This is a genomic window from Neobacillus terrae (genome assembly GCF_011393025.1).
Taxonomy (GTDB): domain Bacteria; phylum Bacillota; class Bacilli; order Bacillales; family Cytobacillaceae; genus Neobacillus_A; species Neobacillus_A terrae.
Genome location: NZ_JAAOEO010000008.1, coordinates 158,826 through 174,191 on the forward strand (window position 1 = coordinate 158,826; position 15,366 = coordinate 174,191).

A 15,366-nucleotide genomic window follows, 5' to 3' on the forward strand; every position below is an offset into this window, starting at 1 on the left:
TTTTAAGACATAACAAAAAACGGCAGATTTATCACTGCCGTTTTTCAATGTGGTGTTATATCTTATGCAATTACTAATTCCAGTTCCTCTATTATTCCTCAACATATGGTATGGTGAGTGGGCCAAGTGGCAGGACTGCAACTGACATGTTTCCACCATAAACCTGTTTTAGTTCCTGAAGAGTTTGCTCGATATTATGAGTTGGCTTGAGCATGGCTCCTTTTACCTGATCATCGGTAAGCTTTGAATAAACGTAAACATCTGACCATACCTGGATAACCGCCTGTTTTTGGACCTGCCATTGGTCAAACATTTTAAATTCCGGATTATTAATAAGATCCAGCAATCCTTGAGGGCTATCAGCAAGCTCAAAAATCTTAGAGTAATTGCCATGGCTTGGCAATCCATCTGAACATTCGGATGCCACAATAATAGCGCCCCCTCTTTTGACAATCTTCTGCGCAGCACTCATTCCTTTTACTGCCTGGTAAAGATTCTGGTCAAGAGGATAACCGGAATTTGAAGTGATTACCACATCAAACCGGTCTTCGCAACGGATCATAGCATGTTCTTTAACAAATTCGCATCCTCTGTCATGGGCTTCATAGAGCTCTCCAGCAAATACAGATGTTATTTCTTTCTCTTTGTTAAGCGTAACATTCAGCATAAAATGTGGTTTGCAAAGTCCGTTTATTTCCCTCGTCATATCCTGAACAGGGTTATTAACCATATTTCCCCATGTGGAAAGTGGATCGCCGATCATTCTGGCATTATGGAAGGTCATGATTGTCTCGAGCCCTGCGATTCCAGGCATAATCCCTTTTGGCCCTCCTGAGAATCCAGCAAAAAAGTGCGGTTCAATGAATCCTGTTACAATTCGGAAATCCGCTTCAACATATTCCTTATTTAAGTAAACATCACAGCCGAATTTGCTATGGCCGACATTTGATAAAGTATCCTTATCATGGCAGTTATTATTAATAATTCGGATATTATTAACTACCCACTCGCCCAGCATTTGTACGAACTCTTCCCTAGTCTGGTCACGGTGAGTTCCTGTACCATTTATTACAACAAAATTCTCGAGTGGCACATGACTAAGCTCTTCAATTAACAAAGGAACAAGTATATGATTCGGGGTTGGCCTTGTAATATCGCTAATGACAATGGCTACAGTATCTGTTGATTTAACCATTTCTTTAAGTGGGGATGTGCCAATCGGATTTCTTAATGCCTGTTTTATAGCTTCACGGTCATTCTCTAAGCCCGGAAGGTTTTTAGGTTCAACAATATATGCCTGATCTGGTATCTCAACCTCAAGTCCGTTTTGGCCATACAGCAGGTTTGTCTTCATATCAATCACTCTCTTTCTATTTTTTCAAAAATTCCAAGGGTCATTCTGATAAATAATCAAATTATTATTCTCGTTTATACTTTCAATTAGTAATGAAAGATAAACCCCTGAGATTGCTCTCAGGGGCACATTTCTTTTTACCGATGGGCAATAGCTCTCTTTTTTCGTTGATATCATAAAGCATACCATTTTGCCAGACTTTTATGAATTATCAAGCACTGACTTTTTGGGTTTCCAGCTTATATGCCTCTTTTTTCTTGAGCCTATTTGCATACCAGGCAACTACAATCGGACATAGGATAGCACTTATGATAACACTGGCTGCAACCATTATTGTTGCAGAACCAGCTACAGAAGCATACGCAGGGTTTGCTGCAGCAACAGCAGCAGGAACACCGGCCGCATTACCAGCAGTAGTAGCGGCAGCTAATCCAGCGATACCATTTCCGCCTGTTAAACGATCTACAAGGAATAAAACAGTACCAGTGATAACGACAACACCAACTCCTAATAGAATCCCTGTTAAACCAGCCGTTGCTACTTTTTTGAAATCAAGTCCTGCACCTAGTCCAAAGGCAAAGAATGGAATCAGAACAGGGGCTGCTTTTCCAAAAAATTCTTTGAAATCTTTGTCCAGGTTACCAATAACCATACCTAAAACTAATGGAAGAATCGCACCAACCATAGTCTGCCAAGGGAAACCTGCTAGACCTGCTGCTCCTAATGTAACCATTGTCAGGAACGGACCTGATTCTAGGGACATAATGGAGTATGCACCTGCATCTTCAGCTTTTCCAAACTGGCCCATTAAGGCCATATACATGCCACCGTTTGTATCATTCATAGCAGCAACAATTGCCAATACTGACAAACCGCCAAGAATGGTGCCATTACCAATAAAATGAGCAGTAATAATACCAACAATAGCCGCAACACCAATCTTAGAGAATAATAATGCGCCGCCTTTTTTCAAAATATAAGGTGTAGCTTTAAAACTTAAAGTAGTACCCATGCAGAAAAAGAATACCGCCAAAATTGGTAGCGCGCCTGTCCAAAGTGCACCGGTAAAGGAACCGAAAAATGTAGGCGTGCTTGGAAATAAAGTGTTTAATGCTGCGCCGAGAAGTAGTGGGAAAAGCATCATCGAGCCTGGAATCTTATCAAGTGTAGCTTTGATTTTCATAAAGTGTAGCTCCTCTCTAGGATTACGATTTTTTCAATCAAATTAATTACCTAAAACGCTCGTTGTACACGACTGTTATGTTAAGACCTTTTTCAAATACCTAGCGACTAGAAAAAATTTAGTTACTTCCAACTTCGCTTACTAGTAACTCTTTTTGATAAAAAAACGAACGAACCACTTGTTCGGCAGTTGATTCTGCTAATTCGCAAGCCTGTTCCATGGCTTCCGCCAACTCCATCGGCTTGTTAATAATACTGTGAACGCTTACAACACCATGCTGATAAAGCGACTCGATACCCTTTCCTACCGATCCTGCAATGATGATAGTAGGAATATTTTTGAATTGTGCTGCCTGTGCAACCCCCATTGGTGTCTTCCCTGAAGCAGTTTGGAAGTCTACCTTTCCTTCTCCTGTAATAACAAGGTCTGCTCCTTCAACCAACTGGTTCAGCCTGGTGTATTCAATTACCACATCAATGCCGCGCCTCATTTCAGAAGGGAAAAAGGCTTGAAAAGCACCACCAATTCCGCCTGCTGCCCCGGCACCTGGCAGGTCATGTAAATGAACTCCCGTAGCCCTTTCTGTTACAGCCGCAAAGTTGCTTAAACATGTATCCAGGAATTCTACATCCTTAGGCGAAGCACCCTTTTGAGGGCCAAAAACGTGAGATGCACCTTCTGGGCCTATGAAAGGATTTTGGACATCTGAAGCTATAAGAAACTTACATTCTGAAATCCTAGCATCAAAAGCCGCAGTGTCTATAGTAGCCGCTCTTATTAACTCTGCCCCACCAACACCAATTTCCTCTCCACTTTCATCCAGAATCTTCAATCCAAGCGCCTGTAGCATCCCCGCACCGCCATCATTAGTGGCAGATCCGCCTAAAGCTAGAATGAAAGATTTGAAGCCATCATTCAGCGCTTTCTTAATTAATTCTCCAGTTCCAAATGTGGTCGCTTTTAAAGGATTCAACTGAGAGGCTGGAACTAGTGCAAGCCCGGAGGCCTTAGCCATCTCGATTACACAGGTTTCTCCATCTCCCAAAATGCCGTATTCAGCCTTGACCATATCTCCAAGAGGACCTTTCACACAAACTGGAACAGTATATCCTTTTGTAGCTGTTACAAGTGTATCTAACGTTCCTTCTCCGCCATCTCCAACAGGCAGCAGAATCGTCTCTGCTTCAGGAAAAGCCCGCAATATCCCTTTTTCTATTGAGTTAGCTGCCTCTACTGAACTCATGCTGCCTTTGAATGAGTCAGGGGCGATTACGATTTTCATGGCAACCTCCTTAGTAAACGCTTTCATATAACGTACCTTCATTATACTTTTTTTAATTACTCATTACATCGTGTATAATAAACGAAAAGAAATAAGAATTTTTTCATTTTTTTGTATTCCATAACTAATTTAACGGAGGAAATATGCTAACAAAGGAAATTGCTTCCACTATTGTTAATGAGACCTCTCTTCGCCTAAATCGAAATATAAATATAATGAATGAAAAAGGTGTAATTATTGCATCGGGAGATACCAAAAGAATAGGAGATATTCATGAGGGAGCCTTAACTGTATTAAAAACTGGACAAACCTTGAGTATTTCCGCTGAGCAAGCTGAGAAATTAAAAGGCTCTCAGCCTGGGATCAATCTTCCCATTGTCTTTCAGGATTCCATTGTAGGCGTAATCGGGATTACTGGCCATCCTTCTGAGATTCAGATTTTAGGAGGATTAGTAAAAATGGCTACAGAACTGATGATCAATCAAAATTATCTATCAACACAAATGGAATGGCAGCAGAGAACAAAGGAACTAATAATTGAAGAAATGCTTAAGGCCACGCCTTCCTATGATCAAATTAAACGCAGGCTGGGTTTGCTGGAACAACGGCTTGAGCCCCCCTTTATTTCTTGTGTACTGCAAATGAATGAACGGAAAATCTCCAACAATACTCTTATCAAAAACCTGGAATTAATCCTGGGTGAACAACAAGGGATTATTGGTTTTATCAATATAAATAGAATTTTTATAGCTCTATCCGAATGCAATTTCCATGGGACAGAAAAAGTTTTTGATAAGATAGCAGCCGAGTTAAAAAGGCATAAAATCAACTTCCGTCTTTCTTTCAGCACTCCCTTCAACAGCTTAGATAAGTTTTATCAATCCTATTTAGACTGTGACCTTGCACTGGACATTACAGATAATACGATTGATATAGTTCCTTTCTCCAAAGTAGAATCAAAGGCACTAATTTATAAAACCGATTTTCCTGAAGCAGCTAAATTTTCACAACGTATCATGAATAAAACTTTGGAAAAATATTCAGATACCCTGGAAGCTTTTTTTGAAAACAATTTAAACATCCAAAGCACGGCTCAGGCACTTTTCATCCACAGAAACACATTAATTTATAGATTGACTAAAATAGAAAAAGAGACAGGATATGACCCAAAAGTGTTTATGGATGCATTAACACTTCAGCTCGCTATATGGGCAACCAAAAGAGTTGAAAGAGGTTAGGTTTTTCTTTTTAAAAGGATCTGTAAAAGCTCATTGTTGATTTTCCCTTTATTTGATTGAAGCAAAAGGCGCGAGACTCCTCGGAAATGCTATCTCATACTCTTAGTTTTGATGATTCTTTTAACAATTTCAGCCCCTCTCATTAGGGAGGGACTGAAATTCAGGTCTATGATTTTGAAAACATTTTATCGAATCTTTCCCTGATATCCTCAGCATGGACAAACAAAATTAGGATGACCAGCAGTACTGTAATAAAGATAGGCAGCAATTTGTACCCCAAAAAGAAAAAGGATATGGGAATCAAAATAAAAGAGATGAGCCCCGCAATGGTGAAACTTTTAGTAAGTGGATAAAAAATAAGGAATCCTGCAACAATGACTAAAGTAGATAGTGGTTCGAATGCAAGCATTCCACCAATAAAAGCAGAGATCCCCATTCCTCCCCGGAACCTGAATAAAATCGGCTTAATATGCCCGACAAGAGCAGCGCCAAGACCCAGCAGGAGAATCTCCTGGCCAAGACCAGCATATTCTCCAGCTAAAACAACGAGGGCACCTTTAAGGGCATCTCCTAGAAAAGTTAGTACAAAAGCGAGCTTTCCATGCGTCCTCCCGGCATTCCGTGCTCCTGGATTCCCGCTGCCCTCCTGGCGGATATCTTTTTTTCCCAAAAGCCTAACGATAAAGAAACCTGTTAAAAAATTCCCTAAAAAGTAAGCCGCAAGCAAATATATATAAATTAACATTTCATTACCCTCATTTTTCTAGAATTTCTTCTCTATGATTCTGCAAGCATCACCGCTTTTCCTTCAATTTCAAGTTTAGATGTTTCTTAATAAGGAATTAGTAAAGTGTTATGGATTTATTTCATGATTGGAGGCGCGGAAGATGTACCTAGACAGCTTTATTAATCAAAAAATCCAAATTAAACTGAAGAGTTTTCCCGAGGGATTAACTGGACCGATCACAGGGATATTCCAGCCGGATGAATGGTATTTAGTAAAACTCATTAACACGGAGAATATGGGCATTTGGGTAGAAAATCCGTGCTACAAACGAACAAAGGTAGCAGACGAAGATGGTACAACCATTCCAAGCGAAGACCAGATAGAGGAAACTTGCACAACTAATCTTTTACTTCGCTGGGAATATATCAGTTCCATTATTACCTTTCCTAATGAAACAACATTGGGAGTCGATAAAAAGGCTCAATTAATTGGTTTTCATCCAAATGAACAGTGAACTTTTCCGGGGCAGATTCTTTTTGAATCTGCTTTATTTATTGTGAGCCAAAAGAGTGTTTTCATGGTAATATGGATAAAGCCTTCCATATTCCTTCGCATTTCGAAGGTTTTGGATAAGCATAACTAGAGAACGAACAGGAGACAGCAATGCTAACAAACTGGAAACAAATTTTAGGTCTTGCTATCCCCTCAATTGCTTCCTTTGCCTCTATGACGGTAACCGGGATGATTAACTTAATTATGATTGGAAAATTGGGTGCTCTTTCAATTGCCATTGTTGGGGTGTCCAACATTATTATGTACAATGCCTGGGCTGCCTTTTCCGGAATCGGTAATACAGTTAACTATCTTGTGGCTCAAAACTACGGCTCAAATGATATGAAAAAAGGAATGGAACGAACCTATATCAGTTTGATTTTAAGTATTTTAGCGGGTATCGCCATCCTGATTATTGGCTTTGTGGCTGCGGGAGGAATTTTGAATATTCTTGGGGGATCTGAAAAAATAGCACATGCGGGAACCGGCTATCTGCGAATCCGCTTTTTTGCGATGTTTTTCTCCATCCTTACTTTTACTCTCCACGGTTTCTTTAGAGGTGTTGGAAATACCAAAACCCCAATGATTGCCTCTCTGGCAGGAAATGCTATTATGATTCTTTTTACATACTCCCTTACCTACGGACACCTAGGTTTTCCGCGCATGGGATTAATCGGTGCAGGCTGGGCAGTATTTCTTGGTGAAGTTACAGCAATGCTAATCAGTGCCTTTGCGTTTTTTGTGATTGTAAATAAAAAAATTGGATTTATTCCTATAAAGTCAATAAGCATAAATGAGTCAAAATTAATTTTTAAAGAAAGCCTTAAGCTGGGGACTCAGGAATTCTCAAAAAGTATGGCCATGTTTGTTTTCACCGCTTTTGTTGGCCGACTAGGTACGAACGCTCTTGCAGCAAATGAAATTGCTCTCAGCATTATGAGCTTCGGATTTATGCCCGCGGGGGCATTTGGTTCTACAGCCACAATTCTGGTAGGTCAGGAAATTGGCAGAAACAATCCTGATAAAGCAAGAAAAATGGGGACGGAAACTGCTATTATGGGCGGCCTTTTCCTATTCGTTCTGGGAAGCTTTGAATTCTTTTTTTCTGAATCAGTCGCCAGAATTTATACCGATGACCCTCATGTTTATTTGCTGACTGCAAAGCTAATTATAGTCTCTGCTTTTTTACAGATTTTTGATGGCTTCTTCAATTTCTATGGCGGCGGCTTAAGGGGTATAGGAGATACAACCTTTTTACTCCGATCCTCCCTCATTCTTGCCTGGGGTTTCTTTGTGCCTTTAACGTATCTGATGGTATTTGTTCTAAGTCTATCAAGCTATGGTGCCTGGACTGCTTTATATACTTATCTATCAATCTTCGGCCTCGTTCTGCTCATGAGATTCTACCGCAGAGACTGGAACGAAATTAAACTGACGGTTGCCGAATAAGAAAGGCGCAAGCGCCCGTTCAGCGACGTATGGACTGGGGCCCACTTCGACTGAGATAAAGGATACACGAAAATGCAAAGCATTTCGATGTTGACTTATCGTAGGGAGAAGCGGGATGGACACTAGGCGCTAGGCGCTGGAGCTAGACAATATAGTAGGTAAAACTTTATATCTTCTTATCCATTAAAAAAGCGCCCGAGGGCGCTTTTTTCTATATCACTTTAAGTGATATAGTTGTCAAAATGATTGATTAGATGCACATTTTAATCGATTAACCTTTGAAATTGATTGATAAAGTCCTATATTTGATTGATTAACCCTGGACCAGTTTGATTTATTTTAAAAAAAGAGAAGACCCAATTAACAGAGCCAGGCATTCGCCTGGCTTTTAAACTTAACGAGTTATCGGATTTAAAGGAAAAATCCCCTGGAATGGTTGATAACCCCCTCAACTTAATTGATAAGTCCCTGAAATTGCTTGATTAATAGTCCAATATAATCGATTACACCTAGAAACCAGTTGATTTATTGCGGCAGTTCTTTCTTTTCCTTCGATAAAAACCATCCGCCCATGGCAACTAAAACAAGGACAGCGTAAAAAGATATTTTCCATGCTGAAGACTCAGCAAATCCTTCCGGCAAAATCGCCAGTGCAGGATGAGAAAGCGAGTAAACAGAAAGCTTCACTCCCACCCAGCCTACAATCATAAATGCAGCAATTTCCAGGCCAGGCCTTGAATTTAAGAGATTTACAAAGACATTCGCAGCAAAGCGCATGATAATGACTCCAATAAGCCCACCAGCAAAGATAACCAGGAATTTTCCGCCATCAAGTCCGCCGATTTGCGGTAAGCCCGATTCCGGGAGAGCCACTGCCAGTGCGACCCCGGCAAGAATAGAATCGATCGCGAAGGCGAGGTCCGCCAGTTCTACCTTAAGTACTGTTAACCAAAAGCCAGACACTTTCTTTTGGCTATCTTCGTTTTCTACATGATTATTTTTATGAACCAAAAGTTTTCTGAAAATATGATTCAGTGCAATGAACAATAAGTACGCTGCCCCAACGGCCTGCACCTGCCAAACATCAGCAAGATAAGAAATGGCAAACAGCGAACCAAAACGAAGAACAAAAGCACCTGCAAGCCCGTAGAACAAGGCCCTCTTTCTTTCCTCCTCTGGCAGATGTTTAACCATTATTGCCAAAACAACTGCATTATCTGCTGCTAGGAGTCCTTCCAGAAGAATTAAAATAAGCAATACCCATCCGTATTCAAGCAATAATGAAAGATCCATTTGTCGTATCCTCCTTTTATGATTGATCTCTTTTTGAAATGATTTTTATATGATCGGAATCCTTACTTTCAAGACCTACTGTAAAGGTAAGTAATGTTTTAAACTTGTAGGATATCTGCTCTGTTGAAGCTGACAGGGATTCCGGAAGCTGAAAAGAAAATGGAAACTGGACTGTTTTCTCTGATTCAATTTGTGAAGCAGACAATATGGATATTGAATCAACAGTTTCCTCCTTTTGAATGGAACTGTCCTCCACCACTAAATCGCAATCGATCCGTTTAATTTGCTGTTCAATTGTGCCTCCCTTAATATAGAAACAGCCATGAACAGCTTCCCCCGGCCTATAAACATCTTTATTAAGGACCAGATCGACTTCTGCAGATCCAATACCAATAAGAGACATGTATTTTCTTAAAATCATCGGCTCCCCACCTCCCGTTTAACTTTGACTTTTCTTTTGAACATTTTCAATCTCCATCTCTCCTTTTATCTTGTTATCCCCGCACCATGGATAAAAGGACATAGAAAAAGCCTTTACCGTCGCGCGGTAAAGGCTTAAAAATAAATAAAGGCCTTTACCCATGGGTAAAGGTCTTGCTAACAACGTTATGTTGCCAACAAAGCCGGGAGATCTACTCCGTAATGACGACTTTGTTGTAAAAGCTACTCCCCTTTAGGAGATTACTATTCAACTAATTACTAATATTATACCAACTTCCAGGAAATGTGTCAATACAAGTCTGTCCCAAGTTAAAGTTGTGCTCTTTCCCCGCATTGCCGGAGATCTTTAATCAACTCTTCTTCTGTTAAGAAAGTGCCGGCGAGTCCCAGTTCCTCAGCAAGCCTTGCAGCAGCAGGAGCTTCGACTCTGGCCTGCTGCAGAATGTCCTTTTGCCCAAAAACAAAACTGGCATCTCCGTCTAGAATTGCCTTGCCACCATTAAAAACAATGATTCTTTCAAAATTTTCAGCAGCAAAATCCATGTCATGGATGATCGTCATAACAAGCTTGTTTCTTTCCTTTAAGCTTTGGATGATTTTTCGGATGGTTTCCTTCCCAGTATGATCCTGGGCAATGGTTGGCTCATCAAGGATAAAAATATCTGTATCCATAGCTAAAACGGAAGCCATACAAAGCAGCTTCTTTTCCGAAAGGCTTAAATCATGAGGATTTACTTCCAATTTATCAGCAAGGCCGGTTATCTTTAATGCTTCAATGGCTTTTTTCCTGGCTGTTTGTTTATCCAGTTTTATATTAAGGGGACCGAACATCACTTCGTCCAGGACCCTGCTTTTAAAAATCTGGTCATTTGGATTTTGAAAAACAAGGCCAATTTTACCAGCAAGCATAGCAGCTGAGGTATCCCTAACATTCGTATCCCCTATATATATATCGCCAATAAAAGGTTTTAAAAGGCCCTTTAGCAATTTGGCAAAGGTAGTTTTCCCTGCCCCATTCTGGCCAATGATAGCGGTAGATCGCATATCAAAATCGAGGTTAATATCAGATAACACTTCAGGCCCATCCGGATAGGAGAATGTTAAATTTTCAACTCTTATCATTTAACCTTCCTCCCCAATGCTGCTCTTGCTTCCTCAAGGGTAACTGGATACTCGTCTGTCCCTGACTTTTTCACTCCAAGCTCTCTGCATACCGAAGTAAAGATAGGCGGAACAACGCCATACTGTTTTAGATCATCTCTTGAAAAGATTTTTCCAGGTGTATCAAAATCAATTATTTCCCCATTATAAAGGAGCAAAATTCTGTCACAATACTTCGCAACCTTCTCCATTTTGTGCTCTGCCATAATGACCGTTACTCCTTGCCTGGACAACAATTGAACGGCCAGAAATACCTCTTCCGATCCTTCAGGGTCAAGCTGTGAGGTTGGTTCATCCAGGACGATAATCTCCGGATTCATGGCGATAATACTGGCAATAGCCAGCCTTTGCATTTGCCCCCCTGATAAATCAAAGGGATTTCTCTCCTTTAGAGAAGCAATATCCATTAACTCCATAGCATGGTCAATCTGCTTCTGCATTTCTTCGCGCGCTATACCAAGGTTCTCAAGCCCAAAGGCAATTTCCTCATAAACTGTCATCTTTGAGCCAGTCATTTGGGTAAAAGGATTTTGAAAAACAATACCAGCCTTCAAAGATATTTCCGCTATGGAATGCTCCTTCACTTCCAATCCGTCCACAAAAACCTTACCGCCATAGGCCCCTTTGTAAAAATGAGGTACAAGTCCTGTAAGTGCCTGGCACAGCGTGGACTTCCCTGCCTTATTTGCACCAATAATTCCAATAAACTCTCCTTTTTCTACCTTAAAGGAAATATTATCAAGGGCCAATTTATCGGATAAGGGATACTTATATTTTAGGTTATCAGCTATGATTTTGGTCATGTTAGCAGCCTCCAAACGAATGCCATCACTACAATAAGCAGAAGCCCCAATTGAATAGGTTTACTTAAAACGGAGGTTTTTTCCTCATTTAAAAATGTCTTATTCCCCTGAGCATTAAAACCTCTTACCTCCAAGGCCATTGCCCTTTCCTTTGTATTAACAAGAGACCCAAGAACTACCGGTCCGAGAAGCGGTATAAATGCTTTTATTCTGGTAATTAAATTGCCCTCCGTTTCAAGGCCTCTAGCCCTCTGGGCATCCATAATAGTGCTCATTGTTGATGTCATCTCAGGGATAATTTGAAAAACTGAGATAACCACGTAACCGATTCTTGGTGACAATCCTCTCCTCACAAGCGACTCAACTAAATCTGATGGTTTTGTTGTCAGTACGAGAATCAGAAAGGCACCAACAATATCGGTAACCCTTAAAGTTACTTTAAGTGCATACAGGAGACCTTCCTTATAAAATACTGCAGGTCCAATTTTTAAAAAAATGGTTTCATTACCCGGGCGAAACAGGCCCTGAATGATTACAACTGTAATAAGGACAATGAAAACCAATAAAAAAACAGGCAGTGCCTTTTTGAAAACCTTTGCCAAAAGGAGAAGGATAATACTAAGGAATGAACAAATTAAAGTAACGCTGATGGAGGGAAGAATGACCGGAACCAGTATAGAAAAAAGTATATAATAAAGCTTGCTGATTGGATCGAGATCATGTACAAAGGAATTTCTGTCTGCGTATAAACTGATCTGCTTCAATTGGAATCACCCTCTAAAAATATAGCGGAAGCACGCATTTTTCGGTACTCCCGCTGGGATTCTTTCTGTACTGTCTTAATCCAGGCTCTCAAATTTATTACTGTTATTGTACATTTGAGAGACGCTGCCAGGAAGTCCTCTATATATAGCAAAGCTTATTAACACAACAAGCAGCTTATCAGGAACATCAACTACGATTTCATCAAGGAATGAAGCTAGCCACACAGAGTCTGTCTTGGCTAGGACGATCGCATATAAAGCGTCTCCCCAAACATTACCTGTCTGCCCTCCCCAAAATCCGATATTGATTGGTGTTGAAACGATCGTTGCTACAAGTCCCACTATAAGTCCGGCTAGAGCTGCCTTCGACCAGCTGGACAGCCACCCTTTATAACATAAAATTCCAACAGCAAGGCCAATGGCAACACTCGTTATTCCATAAACAAACGAAATCGGATCGACTGTAAGTCCATAAATAACGTTGTTTACTGCCCCCGCCAGAGCACCAATGATGGGACCTGCCAGAATACTTGCCAAAACAGTTCCAATTGAATCCAGCCATAACGGCAATTTCAAAAGCCCTGCAAAAAGCTTTCCGATATAATTTATTCCTACTGCAGTTGGTATTAATACAAGAGCTGCTGTTGAAAATTTCAAAGACCACATGCTTTGTTTTTGCATGAGTGAACCCTCCCATTTGTTTTCTTAATAAATATCAAGCTATTAAATGAACGAGCTGGATTCATGCTGTATGCTGCTTGTCAGGAATGGAATGAATTGTGAAATGATACGATAGCTTCAAGTACGGTTCGGATTTCTCTCTCTTCTCCGAGCTTTGCGGCATTGTCACCATCAATGTAGTTATTGATTCCCCCTTCAAGATTCTCATCTTTTTCTACTACTACATTTAATATGGATGCGGTCTTTACACCGCGCAAGCCGCCAATTACAAATAAAGCTGCCGTTTCCATATCAGAAGCAAGTATTCCTTTTCCCGCCCAATATTCGTCAATCAACTGTTCTTCATCAGTATAAAAGCTGTCATGACTCCTGACAAGACCTTTGAAGTGGGAGTAAGATAATCTTTTTGCAGCACTTGCTATATGAAACAGTAAATCTGTATCAGGAACAGCAGGGTATGCTTGATCGATATAGGCCGCTGATGCTCCGTCATTCCTTACAGCACCTGATGCTATTATCAAGTCTCCCACCCTAATTCCAGGCTGGTTAGCCCCGCAGCTTCCTATTCGAATCATCGCTTTAACACCAATATTTTTTAATTCTTCTACTGCGATTCCTGCGGAGGCTCCCCCGATTCCTGTTGATGTTACTAAAATAGGAATCCCTCTATATGAACCTGAAATACTCCGATACTCACGGTTATACGCAATTTCCTTAGGCTGATCTAAAAACTCCGCGACGGTTTTAACCCTTCCAGGATCACCCGGCAGCAGGGCATATTGGATCCCAATATCTTTTCCTACTCTTATATGCGGCTGAAGACTTTTATCCATTGCTGCCTCCTCTAGATTTGGTAATATTAACTATATTTTACATTATCAAGACAATAAAAAATAGAGGTTCCCGATGTGGGACGTCCTCTATTTTCATTTGGAACCTTTTTTTTTTAATAAGGTTCGTTTTCTATTAAAATAATCATACTTTTCATCTCATTTGGTGAAAGAAGGCAAGTTTTTTTAAAAAAAATGAGTTTTCGGTTAAGGAATGATAGAGTTTGGCTTTGAAATGCACGACTTTCGTTTCAGAATGCACGAATTTCGCTTCAGAATGCACGAATTCAGCTTCAAAATGCACGATTTCGACTCCGGAATGCACGATTTCGACTTTGGAATGCACGTCTTCACCTCGGAACGCACAACCTCAGTTTGGAATGCACGTCTTCCTATTTAAATGCCTGACCGCGGCTTCAGGATGCTCAAATCCGTGGAATAAATACCCGAGTACCAATTTACATTGACTCTCTTAAACTTTAAATGCCCAGTTTGGATAGGACTTGCCTAATCCAAGACTAAGAGTTCGCATGTCCTCCGGTTTTTAAAGCTGTTTGATAGTTTTTTGAAGTCCTAACTTCAATGGTCAGCGTACCACTTTTCACATAAGCCTTTAAAAGAAGAGGAACGCCTGTTGTATTTTGGAATCGGAAATCCAAACCGCCGTAAGATACAGTTGCATCTCTTCCAGTTGGAACATATCCGACATGCAGGGAGTGGTGGTGCTTTTCCACATACGCTACACCCAGCTTATCTACTGCATTGTAGAGAGTGGATGAGGTCTGACAGATTCCTCCGCCTACACCATCCACCAGTTTTCCGTCCACTGCTTCAGGTGCATGCTGATATCCATGTGCCTGATCACTCGGACCAACGGTGTAATTAAATGAAAAGGTATCCTGAACACCAAGAATTGTATTATTAATTGCCTGAGCAGATAGCTCGATATTTTTAGATCGCCCCACTACGGAACTATTGAATCTAGTTGTATAGGAAGCTACGACTACTTCTCCTAAAGAAGTTACTTCCTCCGGCTTATAGCTGCTATTCGTAACATACAATGGCAGTTCAACTGTTCCTCCAGCTTGAGAGGCATTCATTATTTTATCAACCAGTTCTTTTTCCTCTAGAATTATTTTTGGTTTCCCTTTAACAATATTTCCGCTTGCATCAATATGGTCAGGTACCATACGCTGGTCGTATCCTGGTGTGGTTTGAGTTCCCCGGGCTAATTCCTTTGCCCAATTTCCCATTTCCGTCTTGTACTTTTCATTATCGGTTCCATATCCGAGATCTCTGGGTGTAAAAGTTTTAAGTTCCTTTTTGGTGATTGGATCGATAACTTGAATCACAACCGGTTTTTCCTCCTGTTTTGGTTCTTCTAGTCTAGGAGCCATCTTTTTCGGAGGTGAGACCTGCTTTTCGAGTTCTGCTACCTTCTTCTCCAGTGCGGCTTCCTTCGCCGTTTTACCGGCACAGCCTGCCAATCCCATTAAACATAACGCCAGAACGATTAAAAAAGTGAATTTAACCTTTACCATATTTCCCCCACATTTATCTTTTTTTATAATATTCCCGCAAAACTAAATGGATTCCTCTCACATTCTA

At 40.6% G+C, this 15,366-nt stretch carries 15 protein-coding genes; 3 read left to right on the top strand and 12 right to left on the bottom strand.

Translation table 11 applies throughout. The features are described from left to right. Positions 1-91: 91 nt before the first annotated feature. The 3 genes from larA to G8761_RS13620 all read right to left on the bottom strand — a co-directional run bounded on the left by larA (position 92) and on the right by G8761_RS13620 (position 3,819). Positions 92-1,354, bottom strand: a complete 1,263-nt coding sequence (larA, locus tag G8761_RS13610; RefSeq protein ID WP_166027537.1) for a nickel-dependent lactate racemase — start codon at positions 1,352-1,354, stop codon at positions 92-94. A 211-nt stretch (positions 1,355-1,565) separates the two neighbouring features. Then, positions 1,566-2,537, bottom strand: a complete 972-nt coding sequence (locus G8761_RS13615; protein ID WP_166027539.1) for a 2-keto-3-deoxygluconate permease — start codon at positions 2,535-2,537, stop codon at positions 1,566-1,568. Positions 2,538-2,655: 118 nt separating this feature from the next. Further along, on the bottom strand, positions 2,656-3,819 hold the full coding sequence (locus tag G8761_RS13620; protein WP_166027541.1) for a glycerate kinase: 1,164 nt from the start codon (positions 3,817-3,819) through the stop codon (positions 2,656-2,658). Positions 3,820-3,962: 143 nt separating this feature from the next. On the opposite strand from G8761_RS13620, the gene G8761_RS13625 reads away from it, so the two are divergent. Next, on the top strand, positions 3,963-5,057 hold the full coding sequence (locus G8761_RS13625; RefSeq protein WP_166027543.1) for a CdaR family transcriptional regulator: 1,095 nt from the start codon (positions 3,963-3,965) through the stop codon (positions 5,055-5,057). 166 nt (positions 5,058-5,223) lie between these two features. On the opposite strand, the gene G8761_RS13630 is transcribed toward G8761_RS13625, so the two are convergent. After that, the gene (locus tag G8761_RS13630) at positions 5,224-5,802 is read right to left on the bottom strand and encodes a glycerol-3-phosphate acyltransferase (protein ID WP_166027545.1); all 579 of its coding nucleotides are present in this window, start codon (positions 5,800-5,802) and stop codon (positions 5,224-5,226) included. Between the two features lie 142 nt (positions 5,803-5,944). Between G8761_RS13630 and G8761_RS13635 the strand changes: the two genes are divergently transcribed. Together G8761_RS13635 and G8761_RS13640 are read left to right on the top strand one after the other, a co-directional pair. After that, the gene (locus tag G8761_RS13635; protein ID WP_166027547.1) at positions 5,945-6,298 is read left to right on the top strand and encodes a hypothetical protein; all 354 of its coding nucleotides are present in this window, start codon (positions 5,945-5,947) and stop codon (positions 6,296-6,298) included. A gap of 149 nt (positions 6,299-6,447) precedes the next feature. Further along, on the top strand, positions 6,448-7,785 hold the full coding sequence (locus G8761_RS13640; protein WP_166027549.1) for an MATE family efflux transporter: 1,338 nt from the start codon (positions 6,448-6,450) through the stop codon (positions 7,783-7,785). A gap of 525 nt (positions 7,786-8,310) precedes the next feature. On the opposite strand, the gene G8761_RS13645 is transcribed toward G8761_RS13640, so the two are convergent. The 8 genes from G8761_RS13645 to G8761_RS13680 all read right to left on the bottom strand — a co-directional run bounded on the left by G8761_RS13645 (position 8,311) and on the right by G8761_RS13680 (position 15,299). Beyond that, positions 8,311-9,078 carry a TerC family protein gene (locus tag G8761_RS13645; protein WP_166027551.1) on the bottom strand — a complete coding sequence of 256 codons (768 nt, stop codon included), beginning with the start codon at positions 9,076-9,078 and terminating at the stop codon, positions 8,311-8,313. 16 nt (positions 9,079-9,094) lie between these two features. Further along, a complete protein-coding gene (locus tag G8761_RS13650) occupies positions 9,095-9,499 on the bottom strand; it encodes a sporulation protein (RefSeq protein WP_166027553.1) in 405 nt (134 codons plus the stop codon). 329 nt (positions 9,500-9,828) lie between these two features. Beyond that, positions 9,829-10,641, bottom strand: coding sequence for an energy-coupling factor ABC transporter ATP-binding protein (locus G8761_RS13655; RefSeq protein ID WP_166027555.1), 813 nt, complete (start codon positions 10,639-10,641; stop codon positions 9,829-9,831). After that, entirely contained in the window at positions 10,638-11,483 is an 846-nt protein-coding gene (locus G8761_RS13660) for an energy-coupling factor ABC transporter ATP-binding protein (RefSeq protein ID WP_166027557.1), read from the bottom strand. The genes G8761_RS13655 and G8761_RS13660 overlap by 4 nt, the downstream gene beginning before the upstream one ends. Then, the gene (locus G8761_RS13665) at positions 11,480-12,247 is read right to left on the bottom strand and encodes an energy-coupling factor transporter transmembrane component T family protein (protein ID WP_166027558.1); all 768 of its coding nucleotides are present in this window, start codon (positions 12,245-12,247) and stop codon (positions 11,480-11,482) included. The genes G8761_RS13660 and G8761_RS13665 overlap by 4 nt, the downstream gene beginning before the upstream one ends. Positions 12,248-12,322: 75 nt before the next feature. Further along, positions 12,323-12,928 (bottom strand): ECF transporter S component, encoded by a 606-nt coding sequence (locus G8761_RS13670; protein WP_166027560.1) that lies wholly within the window; start codon positions 12,926-12,928, stop codon positions 12,323-12,325. Between the two features lie 80 nt (positions 12,929-13,008). Next, on the bottom strand, positions 13,009-13,761 hold the full coding sequence (locus G8761_RS13675; protein WP_166027561.1) for a nucleoside phosphorylase: 753 nt from the start codon (positions 13,759-13,761) through the stop codon (positions 13,009-13,011). 515 nt (positions 13,762-14,276) lie between these two features. Beyond that, on the bottom strand, positions 14,277-15,299 hold the full coding sequence (locus G8761_RS13680; protein ID WP_166027564.1) for a VanW family protein: 1,023 nt from the start codon (positions 15,297-15,299) through the stop codon (positions 14,277-14,279). Between the last annotated feature and the right edge of the window lie 67 nt (positions 15,300-15,366).

Coding starts and splice junctions, on each gene's coding strand:
- G8761_RS13650 (WP_166027553.1), bottom strand. CDS start 9,499: ATGATTTTAAGAAAATACATGTCTCTTATTGGTATTGGATCTGCAGAA.
- G8761_RS13625 (WP_166027543.1), top strand. CDS start 3,963: ATGCTAACAAAGGAAATTGCTTCCACTATTGTTAATGAGACCTCTCTT.
- G8761_RS13670 (WP_166027560.1), bottom strand. CDS start 12,928: ATGCAAAAACAAAGCATGTGGTCTTTGAAATTTTCAACAGCAGCTCTT.
- G8761_RS13645 (WP_166027551.1), bottom strand. CDS start 9,078: ATGGATCTTTCATTATTGCTTGAATACGGATGGGTATTGCTTATTTTA.
- G8761_RS13675 (WP_166027561.1), bottom strand. CDS start 13,761: ATGGATAAAAGTCTTCAGCCGCATATAAGAGTAGGAAAAGATATTGGG.
- G8761_RS13680 (WP_166027564.1), bottom strand. CDS start 15,299: ATGGTAAAGGTTAAATTCACTTTTTTAATCGTTCTGGCGTTATGTTTA.
- larA (WP_166027537.1), bottom strand. CDS start 1,354: ATGAAGACAAACCTGCTGTATGGCCAAAACGGACTTGAGGTTGAGATA.
- G8761_RS13630 (WP_166027545.1), bottom strand. CDS start 5,802: ATGTTAATTTATATATATTTGCTTGCGGCTTACTTTTTAGGGAATTTT.
- G8761_RS13635 (WP_166027547.1), top strand. CDS start 5,945: ATGTACCTAGACAGCTTTATTAATCAAAAAATCCAAATTAAACTGAAG.
- G8761_RS13620 (WP_166027541.1), bottom strand. CDS start 3,819: ATGAAAATCGTAATCGCCCCTGACTCATTCAAAGGCAGCATGAGTTCA.
- G8761_RS13615 (WP_166027539.1), bottom strand. CDS start 2,537: ATGAAAATCAAAGCTACACTTGATAAGATTCCAGGCTCGATGATGCTT.
- G8761_RS13640 (WP_166027549.1), top strand. CDS start 6,448: ATGCTAACAAACTGGAAACAAATTTTAGGTCTTGCTATCCCCTCAATT.
- G8761_RS13660 (WP_166027557.1), bottom strand. CDS start 11,483: ATGACCAAAATCATAGCTGATAACCTAAAATATAAGTATCCCTTATCC.
- G8761_RS13655 (WP_166027555.1), bottom strand. CDS start 10,641: ATGATAAGAGTTGAAAATTTAACATTCTCCTATCCGGATGGGCCTGAA.